Annotated in this window: 9 protein-coding genes; all 9 read left to right on the top strand. The window is 38.1% G+C overall.

The genetic code is table 11. The annotated features are described in order from the left end of the window. The first annotated feature begins 4 nt into the window (after nt 1-4). Genes BM377_RS08245 through BM377_RS08205 form a run of 9 tightly spaced genes read left to right on the top strand, consistent with a single transcriptional unit; the run spans nt 5 to nt 12,685 of the window. Nucleotides 5-238 (top strand): hypothetical protein, encoded by a 234-nt coding sequence (locus BM377_RS08245; protein WP_143104486.1) that lies wholly within the window; start codon nt 5-7, stop codon nt 236-238. 15 nt (nt 239-253) lie between these two features. After that, nucleotides 254-574: a hypothetical protein gene (locus BM377_RS08240; protein WP_092246564.1), complete on the top strand. Its 321-nt coding sequence runs from the start codon at nt 254-256 to the stop codon at nt 572-574. A gap of 2 nt (nt 575-576) precedes the next feature. Next, complete coding sequence (essC, locus tag BM377_RS08235; RefSeq protein ID WP_092246561.1) at nt 577-5,139, top strand: type VII secretion protein EssC; 4,563 nt, start codon at nt 577-579, stop codon at nt 5,137-5,139. A gap of 1 nt (nt 5,140) precedes the next feature. Beyond that, nucleotides 5,141-5,980, top strand: a complete 840-nt coding sequence (locus BM377_RS08230; protein WP_092246558.1) for an FHA domain-containing protein — start codon at nt 5,141-5,143, stop codon at nt 5,978-5,980. A 16-nt stretch (nt 5,981-5,996) separates the two neighbouring features. Beyond that, nucleotides 5,997-7,004: an AAA family ATPase gene (locus BM377_RS08225; RefSeq protein ID WP_092246555.1), complete on the top strand. Its 1,008-nt coding sequence runs from the start codon at nt 5,997-5,999 to the stop codon at nt 7,002-7,004. A 20-nt stretch (nt 7,005-7,024) separates the two neighbouring features. Next, nucleotides 7,025-7,282, top strand: coding sequence for an EsaB/YukD family protein (locus BM377_RS08220; protein ID WP_092246552.1), 258 nt, complete (start codon nt 7,025-7,027; stop codon nt 7,280-7,282). 29 nt (nt 7,283-7,311) lie between these two features. Continuing rightward, on the top strand, nt 7,312-11,499 hold the full coding sequence (locus tag BM377_RS08215; protein ID WP_092246549.1) for a magnesium and cobalt transport protein CorA: 4,188 nt from the start codon (nt 7,312-7,314) through the stop codon (nt 11,497-11,499). A 14-nt stretch (nt 11,500-11,513) separates the two neighbouring features. Then, nucleotides 11,514-12,035, top strand: a complete 522-nt coding sequence (locus BM377_RS08210) for a hypothetical protein (protein ID WP_092246546.1) — start codon at nt 11,514-11,516, stop codon at nt 12,033-12,035. A gap of 56 nt (nt 12,036-12,091) precedes the next feature. After that, nucleotides 12,092-12,685, top strand: a complete 594-nt coding sequence (locus BM377_RS08205) for a hypothetical protein (RefSeq protein ID WP_092246543.1) — start codon at nt 12,092-12,094, stop codon at nt 12,683-12,685. Nucleotides 12,686-12,687: the final 2 nt, after the last annotated feature.

The following is a 12,687-nucleotide window of genomic DNA, read 5'->3' as shown; positions in this document are numbered from 1 at the left end:
TATTATGGAAAAACTTTTGGAATTGGAAGAACATAAGTCAACTGCTAATACCACCATGAATAAAGGGACTTGGGAAGGTAGTGCATACGAGGCAAGTAAATTGATTCTTTCACAGGTAGATTCATATCTTGCAAACTATTCTCTTGATTATATGAATCTTAACAGTGCTGTAAAAGACCTGATTTCCAATACAGATGCTTTTGTTGATGAATCGACTGCAGTACAAAAGCTTTCATAAGATTGTGAGGTAAAAATGGCAAACAGCGGGAATATAGTAATTAATGAAAATGATATGACTACTCTTGGAGGAGAGTTTGCTGATAGCAAGAGCGCTATTGAATCCATAACCACAAGTATGGGTAATATGAAAGAATGTCTTACGGAACAAGTATATGATGGACATTGGACGTATATGATCTATGGTGCATTTTCGGATTTTGATAACGCCTCTAAAAATCTTGCGTATGTCTATAACGCGTTGGATCTTTTTACGCAACGAATGACATCGACGTTTAAAAGTTCAGATACTTCAGCATCTGATGATGCAAAAAGCGGTGTGGCAGAGGTTAATTGATAGTGAAGATGGATTATAAGTTATCGATATATGGCAACAAGATAAATAAGGAAGTAGTTTTAAATGAAAAACTTAATGGAATATCTGTCGGAACCCTGAAAGATTGTCAGATATTTCTTAAACGAAGAGGTTTTTTTTCAGATTTTAAAATTGATATAAAGCAGTCCGGAGAAAAGTACATCGCTTCATGTGATGGCGATGTTTATTTTTCATGTGATGATAATCCTGGAATCAAAGAGGAAGTAACGGTGCTTGTGCCTGGCGAGAGAGTCATAGTGCATTATAAGAGTACCGGAACTCCTTTTTTGTTTCTGGACTTTTCTTTTGAATTTGAGAATAATAGTGAAAACTATTTGGAATGCATTGAAACACCAATCGGAAAGAACTATGTAATAGGTGGCGTTTCGAATGCGGATATACATATTGAAGATGAGATGATAGGAGAGGACCATATTGTTTTTTCACATCTTAGAAAAGGTATGTATGATATCGATGCTTCCAATTCAAGATATGGAATATGTGTCAACGGTGCGTTTATAAAAGAATCCAAGGTGGCGCTTAAAAACGGAGATTTCTTTTCGATTTGCAATCACGTTTTTTTTATTGACGGGGATAATCTTTATACATCCGATAACGATAAAATTGAATCCAAACTAAGAAAATACGCAATCAGGGAATCTAACAACGTTTTTGAATTTCCCAGATTTATACGTAGCATGAGGGTTCGATACAAGGTTCCTAATAATCAATTAAAGGTAATCCCTCCAAGCAAGAAGCCAAATGAGCCTACAAAATCATATATTTTAAGTATGCTTCCTATGTTTATAAGCATGGGTGGAATGATGGTGCTTAGGCTCGTTATGAGGAGCAACTCTTTTTATATTTATTATATGATCTTTTTTATGTTTAGTGGCGTTATCGTATCAATTATTAGATTTATAAATGCGCGCAAAAAATATAAGAAAGATATAAAAGAAAGAGAAGAGAAATATAACAATTATATTGATGAGAAAATAAAAAAGATTGAAGAAGCAAGAACCGAGGAGAAGATTATTCTGAATAAAATGGAATTGTCTTCGGAAGAATCCCTCGAATGCATAGAGAATTTTGATGCTCGCCTTTTTGAAAAAGAAATTGGGCATGAAGATTATATGTGTGTAAATATTGGACAGGGGACAGTTAAGTCACTCAATCAAGTGGGATATAACCAGAATGAGTGTTTTGAAACAGAAGATGAGTTTATGAACTATCCCGAGAAGATCCATAATGCTTATGAATATATAGAAGACATACCGGTCATGCTAAATCTAAGGGATGATAATGCCGTTGGTGTCATAGGAAAAAGAGACAGGTTATATTCATTTATGAAAAACCTGGTTATAAGTTTGGCGGCGCAACATTTCTATAAAGACGTGCAAATATTTGTTATAGCCGATTCTGAAGATGTAGAGAAAATTTCTTGGATCAGATGGTTCAAGAACACTTATGACGAAGCATCCGGAAAAAGATTGTTTATCTATGATGAGGACAGTAAGAAAACCGGTCAGGAATATTTGTATAATCTTATCTCGAGAAGAGAACAAAACGAAGATAAGAACTCAAGATTTAGTGACATAGTAATCATGGTTTACAGATCCGAAATGATCAGCGGACATCCTATTAATGATTACGTTAAAAAAGCACGCAACTTGGGTGCTTGTTTTGTGTTTTTTGAAGAAAATGAGGAGATGCTCAATCATGATTGTAATGAGAGAGTATTTCTTGATGCCAATAATAATAGCGGTTTTTTGCAAAAAGCAGAAGACGGTACAGAGAAGCAAACCTTTGTCTATACGGAACTTGATGATAACAGAGTAAGAAAAGCAGCTGAGAAGATTGCGGGCGTATATGTAGATGAGATGAGTCTTGAGAACAGACTTGTTAAGAATATAAGCCTTTACGAAATATTGGATATTTTTAATGCTTATGATCTTAATCTGGAAGAGAGATGGAATAATTCACGAATATACGAAAGTATGGCGGCGCCTTTAGGAGTAAAGTGTGATGGGTCCCTAATATCATTGGATATTCACGAAAAAGCCCACGGACCGCATGGACTTGTAGCGGGAACTACAGGTTCAGGTAAATCGGAGATTATTCAGTCATATATATTGTCACTTTCTACTCTTTTTCACCCTTATGAAGTCGGATTTATCATTATTGACTTTAAGGGCGGAGGAATGGCCAATCAGTTTAAGAATCTTCCTCATATGAATGGAACAATTACCAATATTGATGGTAAGCAGATCAACAGATCTCTTAGTTCTATTAAGGCGGAGCTCTTGAAGAGACAGGAGCTGTTTGCGAAGTATGAAGTAAATCATATAGATGAATACATAAAGTTATATAAGGACAACGTAGCGGAGATTCCGCTTCCTCATTTGATACTGATCGTCGATGAGTTTGCAGAGTTAAAGAGTGAGCAGCCTGAATTTATGAAAGAGCTTATCAGTACTGCGAGAATTGGTCGAAGCCTCGGAGTACATCTTATTCTTGCAACACAGAAACCTGCCGGAGTCGTAAATGATCAGATTTGGAGTAACTCAAGGTTTAAGCTTTGTCTTAAGGTGCAAGAAAAGAGAGACAGTAATGAGGTGTTAAAGTCTCCTTTGGCAGCTGAAATAAAAGAACCGGGAAGAGCATATCTTCAGGTTGGAAACAATGAAATATTTGAGCTTTTTCAGTCCGGATATAGTGGAGCGCATACTCAGATTGAGGGAATGGATGAAAGTGCAAAATATTCAATAGAGATGGTTGGTCTGGACGGTGCTAGAGCAATTGTTTACAGACAGGGATATGATGTTGAGGATAGTGGAGAGACACAGCTAGATGCTCTTGTAAAGAGAATAGAAGAGCACTGCGAAGAAAGAGGAATCGCTAAATTGTCGCCGGTTTGTCTTCCTCCGTTAGCTGAAGTCATTCCGTTTCCGGAAACATCAAATGATGAGAATGAAACAAGCGATATTGTTGTAAATATCGGTGTTATGGATAATCCTGCGAAGCAGTCTCAACCTAAATCATATATTAACTTGACGCAGGAGAACGTTGCTATATCCGGCGCATCACAGAGTGGAAAGACAACGCTTCTTCAAACTATTATCAAAAGTGTTGCACAGAATTATTCACCGGAAGATGTAATCTTTTATATTATGGATCTTGCATCTATGGTTATGATCAATTTCACCAACCTGAAACATGTTGGAGGAGTTGCAACGGCAGATGAACCGGAAAAGATAAAGAATCTTCTCAAGATGCTCTACATGGAGATAAATAAGAGAAAAGAGCTTTTATCAGAGATGGGTGTAAGTTCATACAGTTCTTACAGAGAATCCGGAAAAAGAGATCTTCCACAGATTGTGCTTATGCTTGAGAACTATGCAGCTTTCAAAGAGATGTATAGTGAATATGTTGATCTGTTTGTCGACATATGCAGAGAAGGTAATTCCATGGGCATATGTGTGATAGTTACAGCTCAGCAGGCTCTTGCATATGGAATGAAGATTCTGTCGTCATGTTCAAGAAGAGTTGCGATGAATAGTAACGAGGATATGGATTACAGCATAATGATAAACAAGTGTAAGCTTCGTCCTGATTCAAATTCGGGAAGAGCAGTTGTGCTGGTCGATCGCGATTACTATGAATGTCAGGTTTATCAACCGTTTGAGGCTGAAAGAGAACTTGAAAGAATTGAGAAAATAAAAGCGTTTATTACAGAAGTTAATGGAAAATACGGAGAAAAGAAAACGCGTGGAATACCTGTTGTTCCTGACGAGTATGAAGAGACGTTTGTCTGGGAAAATTATATGGGACACGAGCCCAAGCCGTATAGTTTGCTGTTTGGTCTAAATTATGCAGATACTTATCCTGTATACATGAATCTTATGGTCGACAACATGGTTGCGATAGCAGGAAGGCAGAGACATACGGGAAGAAAGAATTATTTGAATTATATAGTCAGAACGCTTGATGCAAATAGCAAGAATGCACCTGTTGAGATTCATATTCTGGATACATATGAAAGACTTCTTGATGGATGCAATAGCCTAAAGAGTGTTATGACATATACTATTGATTCCGGAGAAATGAATCGATCTGTTGAGCTGATTGCTTCGAAATTGGAAGAAAGAGCATCAAGAGTTATGTCCGGAGGAGCAGCGGCTATAGATAAAGAGCCAATGATCGTTATGATGATAGGATCATCGGAATATTATGGACAGCTTAATGCAGACACTGTACATATTCAGAAGTACAGAGATATTGTAAATAAGTATAGCAGGATGAAGGTGGCCATTATTCTTACTGATCTTTCAAATTCTCCTATAATGTTTGGTGCTCCTGAATTGGTTAAGTTGGTTACAGGATATAAGAACATTCTCATGTATGAAAATCTTGGCAACCTCAAGGTCGTTGAAGTGCCTGTAGCGTTCCAGAGAGCCAACAGAAAAGCACTTAAACCGGGAGAGGCTTATCTTAACAAAGAAGGCGAGCTAATGAAGATAAGAACCCCTATATGGAAGGAAGCATAAGATGAAAATCGAATCCTATGAGTCGTATATTGTTATTTTGCCTCAAGAAGGAGAAAGAGAATCTTCGCTTGGAATAAAGGCACTTAAGAATGCGGAAACTACAAATCTAATAAAGCCGGTATCGGTGAGCATGAACGGGAAGAATCAGATAATCTACCCTTCAGAAGAGCTGATACTAACAGATGGAGTAGATGAAAACAGACTGGAAGAAAACAAGAAACTCATTTTAAGTGCATTGGGTGAAGTACTGAGGATAGTCGATAATAGCGAATTCTTGGAGAGAAATTATATAGTACTTGATGAGAATTATATCTATTATAGCGCAAAAGAGCATGGTGCGAAGTTTATAGTAGCGCCGTTTGAGTCAAAAACAGCAAAAGAAACTGCTGAGCGTAATGTAACATGGATGAAACGATGTATTGAATTCGTAGAGCGATTGACCGGAAATGTGGGAAAAGTAAAATCCGACAATATATACGATTTTCTGGGCTCCAGAGAAAACGAGGTTACGAATGAAACATCAGATATCGGAACCGATGCAACGGAGCTTGTTCTTAGGTACAATGGGACATACGGACATTTTAGCCTTTATGATAGCGCTAATGAATATCGTATTGGTAGTAGCAATGAGCTTGAGGGAACGATTTCTTTTAACTCTTCCATAAGTAGAGAACACTGCCTTATATCCTTGATAAAAGGAGCATTCTATATAAAAGATACAAATAGTACGAATGGAACTTTTTTAAACGGGCAGAGGCTTTCGCCGGATGAATTAAAACCGCTTACAAACGGGGACAGGGTAATGTTTTCAGATATGGAATTTACGGTAGAGATAAAGTAATAGGTGGAGCAAAAACATGGCCAAAAAAGTTATTCAAATAGTATGTATGGACATTGAATATATAAATAGAATTGCCGGAAGGCTTGCGGCGGCAGTGAATGATGATGTTTTTTTAGAATTTATAACCGATGAAAAATATTACCAAGAGTCAATAACCAAGCCCAGACGAATTGATACTTTGATAATAGATGAGCAGATGCAGGATAAATATCCGTCTGAAAGAATTGCTGACAAATGTTTTATTATATCCGATGAATCCAATAAAGGTAATGCGATCAGGAAATATGAAGGCACGACGGCGATTATCAATGTGCTTGGTGATGAGGTGCTCAAGCGTAACGATGATTCAAAGAAAAGACAATGTAAAATAGTCGGAGTAGTATCTCCTTTTGGAGGATGCGGGAAAACAATTGCTGCTTTGGGAATAGCATTAAAACTGTCTCAACTCCACAGAAAAGTATTGTATATCGATGCTGAAAACACACAGAATTTTTATGAGAGATTGGGTGGATTATTTGAGTCCGCAGAGTATGCGGATAAGAAGCTTGCTGAGGCACTTGTTAATCTTACGACATCTACATACGATTATGTAAATGAACAAATTGTACATGGAGAGTTTGATTATTTACCGGCATTTGAAAAGAGTTTGTTTTATTACCATGTTGAACCGGAAGAACTATGTAAACTTGCTACGGTAATTGCTTCAAGAGGTGGTTATGATTATATCGTTTTGGAGCATGAACCGGTTATAAATAGCAGTATAGTACAAAGTATTTCTACTGAGCAAAGGGTAGTGATCGTGACGCAGGATGCACCAAATGATACAAGAATTACGCAGTTTTTATCTGTTTTGGATGGCCTTGATACCGAGAAAATAATTGTACATCACAATGATTCAGATGAAAAAGTAAATGAGTATGAAGATGTCGCGGTTTCGGAAACTGTAAAGTATGATCGTACATATGATCTGAAGAAACTGAGAAAATTAGGGCATTACAGAAAAACAGCGGAAGCAGTGTTATAAAAGCGAGGCCTGGAATTATCATGAATAGTGATGAAAAAGCAATAGTAATATTAAAAAGAAATAGAGAAGATAAGGGGCTGGATGTAGAGATTCCTCTTAATATCTCTGCTAATGAGCTTATCTACGGATTGAATAAAGGATTTGATCTGGGAATAAATATGGATGATCCAAAGGAATGTTTTTTAAGAGTTGAGAACCCTATAGTCCTTTTGCGCGGAGAGAAGCAAGTAAAAGACTATGGGGTGAGAAATGGCTCATGTATATATGTTAGGCATTAAGAAAGAAGAAGCATGGAAAAGGAGATGCAATGGGGAATATAGAAGGAACAGATGTAGGTGGAGGACATTCAAGAAATGGATATGCAACCGGATATCATCCCGGTGGATATAATGGAAGTGGATACCAGAGTGGTGGATATACAAGTAGTACCAGCACAGCTGCCATTGAATGTGAATCTCAGATCTTTAAATCTCATAGAGACGAGTGGACAACAAGAAACGAAGCCTATGACAACTATTGGATGCAGAGACTTGACGATTATTACAATAGGATCTTGGAGATCGTGGACGAAGCAAATGATGACATAGACAGCTCAGGTATAGATTTTCTTGATCTGGGGCATATAGACAAGGCATATACAGAAGCAGATGTAACAGATATGGAGGAAAGGAGAACTAACCTCGTTGACTTTACATCAACAGTACAAGAAGATGTAGCGGTGCATATAGACAGGCCGTTTTATCAAAAACTTCAGGCTCTCAGTACGAGCATGAAAGATCATGCGGACTTAAACATCACATATCTCGGAACCCCGTTTGATCTTCCGTATAACATAGCAGATCCTCAGCATCTATGTGACTGGCTCTGGAAAACAGAGTTTGGAGAAGAGGATGATTTCTTTTTTACCGGAGATGCAACTAAAGATACTCTTTTAAGGGAATTTACTGTATATAGCGATGCTGCCGATAGATACGTATATGAAGATAAGATGGAAGATTGGGAGAATCTTTCAGATGATGAAAAGTGGGCAGTAAAGCATATTATAGAATACAATGCGAGGCATTGGGAAGAATATTATGATGACGACTTAAGCCCCCTTGCTAGACAGTACAGAGATCATGTAGAGAGAGGACTGACCGGTTGTATTGCGATTGAAGATAGGGCGGCTGTTGCCACCAGTATGGATACACAGAATCCGGACGATAAGGGAACAAGAACGCTTACATTGTCGGCTGCAGGAAAAGAACTGAAGAAGATGATGGGCAGTGATAGCTATGCCGGAAAAATGATTTCTGGATTATCATGCATGAACTATGAATTGTACGATCTTGCAGATAACCATACTCCGAACGGTAACAAGGATTTTGAGTTCGTATACGGGACACGAGAGAGTGGAGTCTATTTTAAAGTAAGAGTAGAGCATGACAGAGCGGCGACCTCGATGTCGCTAAATTTAGCATGCGCTAAAGGTAAAGACGAAAAGCAGACCAAGAGTTACCAAAACTATTATGACCAGTATAAAGATTCGTTTGATGCAATAAATGAGTATGTATCCGGACAGTCATTTGCATATCTGGTTGATTATAAAAGGTGTCTTAATTATATAGATAAAAACGCTGAGATGAATCCATGTTTATATAAGCATCAGGAAGAGCTCGGCATGAGCCATGCAAGACTTGCTCTTTTTCTTTGTGATGCAAAGAACACTCATGACATGGAATGTCTTGATGAGACGATTTCATCATATGGTGATTATAATAGAGCTTTTTCTGTTGATGTTAATCTGTTGTCTCAAGATGCAAAAGATAATGTCAAAGAGTATGTGGATCTGGTTAAGAAAAAAGCTGACAGTGCATATAATCCTTGTAATGCAGCATGTATGAATGAGCTTATCAATCTCTATTCGTCATTTGGCTCCGGAAACTCAAAAATGCTTGCAGGATACTGGCCTCTGTGCGAAGATGCGCTGGAAGAGCTTTCTACTAAAGTTCTTTATTATTCATATCAGAACAGCGAAGATTATGATCCCGCTTTCGAAAGCGATCTATATATGGCGGAGAAGATGGCGGATGGATCTAATTCTATTCCTTCCAGCGTTAGGGAGGCATGGTTTAAAGATGAGAAGCATCAGTTGGCTTATTTAATGGTCATGCAGGCAAAGCATCCCGATCTGTTTTATGCTGATTGGCAGGATATGAGTAAAGATCAGCATATGTCATACGGAAAGCTGAATATAGTTCTTGATGAAGACCATAGAAACTACATGATAGGTAGGGTTGGCGAAGCCAACATGGCTGAAGCCAGCTACTATATAGATGAAGCAACAGGCTTTAATGAAGAAATGGTCAGAATATCTGACAAGCTAAAGAAATATGATGATGACCATTTCTTTGAGGGCAGAAAAGAAGCTTATGAATCTCTCACGGAAGAAGAGAAACAAAAGGTTCAGAAATATATAACCAGAAACTGTTATAATCAGGTAATGACACAGGAAGAATATGAAGCTCTTTCAGAGGTTTCCAAGTGTTATATTAAATACTATGAGAATACTTCATATATAGTCGGTGCAAGACATCAGAACATGGATATTGACTATGCAGCCTTCAAGCGTGGAAACGAAGAGGACATGCTATATATAGCCGCAAAAGAAGCTAAGAATACAGCATATGTTCTTGACCAGTCGACATGGAGTAATGAACTGCATACTTTAGATGCAGTATATCATGGTGCGGCCAGCATATTTAAGGCGTTTGGAGATATTGGATATATCATAGAAAAGAAGATTAACTGGGGCGATGAAACGTATCAGGAGTATATTGATTACAAGCACAGTTACACTTCAAGAGAGTATACACAGGCAGAGGGATTCTCTGAAGGCGGATACCTCATGGGAAAGATCGGAATGGATCTGGTTCTTATGTGGGTTGGCGGAGAGTTGCTTGAAGCGGCAGGAGCTACGGGAGCTATGGCTGACGGAATAGCTTCGGAGCTAACACCTGTTGTTGCCCAGTGCGTTGGCGATGAACTTGTAGCTTATGAAATATCGACCAAGATAGGTACAACAATAGCAGAGATAAGTATGGAGCAAGTGCTGCCCACAGTACTATTTATTATTCCCAACGCAGCAGAAAACTATCTTAATGGCATGTCATTTGAAGATGTCATGAAAGAGGCCGGAAAAGAGTTTGGACTAAACCTTTTGTTCTCATGCGGATTTAGGGCAGGAAAAACGCTTCTTACAGCATCAGGAAGGGGAGAGGTTGCCAGACTATATAACCTTGGTAAAGGGGCAAGGATGTCCAGCCAGGCAGATGATATGGCCAGGGCGTTTAGAGAGGTTGAAGATACTTCAATGTATCTTAAGAATCTGGATGAAAAAGAATTAAAATTGCTGGTAAAAGGATTGGATGCTGACGAAGCTGCAGAAGTTATGTCAAGGTTTGACTATAGTGTGGCTGAAAAAGTATATGATTCTTTGCCTGTGGCTAAGCAAGAAAGTGTCATAAAAAATTGGTTTGTAAAATCCTTGCCAAGAAGCGCGGAAGGAGACCTGACCGAGTCGGCACAAATTCTTCTTAAGATGGAGACATCGGATGCTCAAAATGTTCTTGGTGATATGGCTAGAGAAGATAGAGCAGCACTTATCCAAGCGAGAAGAATTGAAGACGCAAAAGCACTTGGTGATTCAAACAGAACATTTATTCATAATACAGAGCTTAGTTCATCCGGCGCGGAGTTAGAAACTGAAGCGCAAGAAATAAATAGTATTTACAGAGGTGACAATTTTCTTGCTAAGGATAGTTTTGAGGGACAATTTACAGCAGACGAGCGTGCTGCCTATTTAAAAGCCAACAGCGCAACAACATGTAAGTTTAAAGAAAACTTAGATGGATCTATAGCATATGATGACATAAGATATAATACAAATTCATATGAACAGAAACAAATACTTGCTGACCTTGCAGAGCAAAGAAGTGGAATAGAAACGGATGCGGACACGGTTTGGCAAAAGATAATAAATCCGAAGCAGAAGGATAATTATTTATACGATGGAAAGACAAACGTTACAGGCTGTGTGTCACGAGCAGCGGATATCACACCTTATAGTAATAACCTTGAACAGGCGGTAGAGAGCGCAAGGTTAGATTATTGCGCAGGTAGCCCAGATATATATGATGGTAATAATTTTATGGAGGCCATCGAAAATGGAGAGGATATGTATGTGATAAGATTTAAAACAGATAATCCTCCGACAAGTGATATGTACGTAAGACAGGATATACATAGCGGTCACCCGTGTACCGGAACTGGAGTTCTTGGCAGTAATGAACACATAATACCAGAGTATACACTTTCGATGAATCCTGATTTATCGTATAATTCAGCTGGCCAGATGATTTCGGAAGGGGCTATCTATAAGATAAGTCCGGACGGGACAGAAACGTTACTGGGATATATGTCCCGCGGAGAGAAGGCTTTTAAGCTTATTTCATAAGGAGAAGGTGAAAAATGAATATGATAGCCATATACAGGGGAGTTGAATACAGCTATACCTGTAAATATCTAAAATTTGCTCAAGATTGGAGGTATTACAGAGCTGAACATGCTGATTTCAGTCGAATAGTTACCAACGACGCAAGAAAAAGTAAGGAAGATTTTCTACCAGATAGCTTTGGGGAAATGGGAAAAAAAATAGCAGAAGAAGAGCTAAGCGATATTTTTTATGTTAACTGCTTTATAAACTATGACACCGGATTGGCTAAAATTCCAACCGAGTGGCTAGTAAATAACATTATAGATGGAAAAATCGAAATTGAATATGGATTAGGGTTGTTGCCGGGGTGGAATGGTGTTGATCAGTATGTGTGCAGTAAACTACTTGGTAAAGACGAAGTATCTTCACCAAAGGTGAGGTTTATTTACACCAAGAAGAACGGAAACATGCTTAAAGAACCATATGTAGAAGAAAGAGCGGTTGATATAGAGGAAATGATTAGTATTTATAATCATTATTTAAGGGATAATATTTAGTTGTTCCATATGAATTTAGGTCTTTTTAAATAGCCAAAGTAAGCGGGGTACATGTAATGGATATTGATAATTCTTTGAATCAACAAAGCCTTAGTGAAAAAATATATAATTTCAGAAAAACAATACCAATGATTGATGGTAAAACAATTCTACAAAAAGTCTTATCACCGTACCAAGTTGAGGAATACCTTTATAGAGGAAAAACCAATGTTACGGGGGATGTGTACAGGGCAGCTGATTTGGCTCCTTTTGCAAATAATCTGGAAGAGGCTTTTAAAAATGTCAGACTGGATTACTATGTAGAGAACAAAAGTTTACCGGGGGCATATGATGGAAATGATTATGTTAAGGCCATTGAGAAAGGCGAGGATTTGTATGTGTTGAGGTTTACGACCTACGCATCTTTTACTAATAACATGTATTCAAAGGTTAATGAATATAATAAACCTCCATGTACAGGAACAGGATTCACCGCAAGTAGCGAGCATTTAATTCCGGAATTTAATTGCTCTATGAAATATGATGAGACACTTAATCAACTTGGGATTGAAATATCCGGAGGAGCGATTTTTAGAATCGAACCTTCCGGAAAAGAAATAATGATTGGTTGCTGGGACGATATAGAAGGTCATTTTATGGTCCTTAATTAAGA

The organism is Butyrivibrio sp. INlla21 (assembly GCF_900116875.1).
Classification (GTDB): Bacteria; Bacillota; Clostridia; order Lachnospirales; family Lachnospiraceae; genus Butyrivibrio.
This window is presented reverse-complemented; position numbering and strand designations above follow the sequence as displayed.

Bases quoted from the DNA above. Each gene is read 5' to 3' on its own strand.
- BM377_RS08240 (WP_092246564.1), top strand. From the start codon at position 254: ATGGCAAACAGCGGGAATATAGTAATTAATGAAAATGATATGACTACT.
- BM377_RS08230 (WP_092246558.1), top strand. From the start codon at position 5,141: ATGAAAATCGAATCCTATGAGTCGTATATTGTTATTTTGCCTCAAGAA.
- BM377_RS08210 (WP_092246546.1), top strand. From the start codon at position 11,514: ATGAATATGATAGCCATATACAGGGGAGTTGAATACAGCTATACCTGT.
- BM377_RS08215 (WP_092246549.1), top strand. From the start codon at position 7,312: ATGGGGAATATAGAAGGAACAGATGTAGGTGGAGGACATTCAAGAAAT.
- BM377_RS08220 (WP_092246552.1), top strand. From the start codon at position 7,025: ATGAATAGTGATGAAAAAGCAATAGTAATATTAAAAAGAAATAGAGAA.
- BM377_RS08205 (WP_092246543.1), top strand. From the start codon at position 12,092: ATGGATATTGATAATTCTTTGAATCAACAAAGCCTTAGTGAAAAAATA.
- BM377_RS08245 (WP_143104486.1), top strand. From the start codon at position 5: ATGGAAAAACTTTTGGAATTGGAAGAACATAAGTCAACTGCTAATACC.
- BM377_RS08225 (WP_092246555.1), top strand. From the start codon at position 5,997: ATGGCCAAAAAAGTTATTCAAATAGTATGTATGGACATTGAATATATA.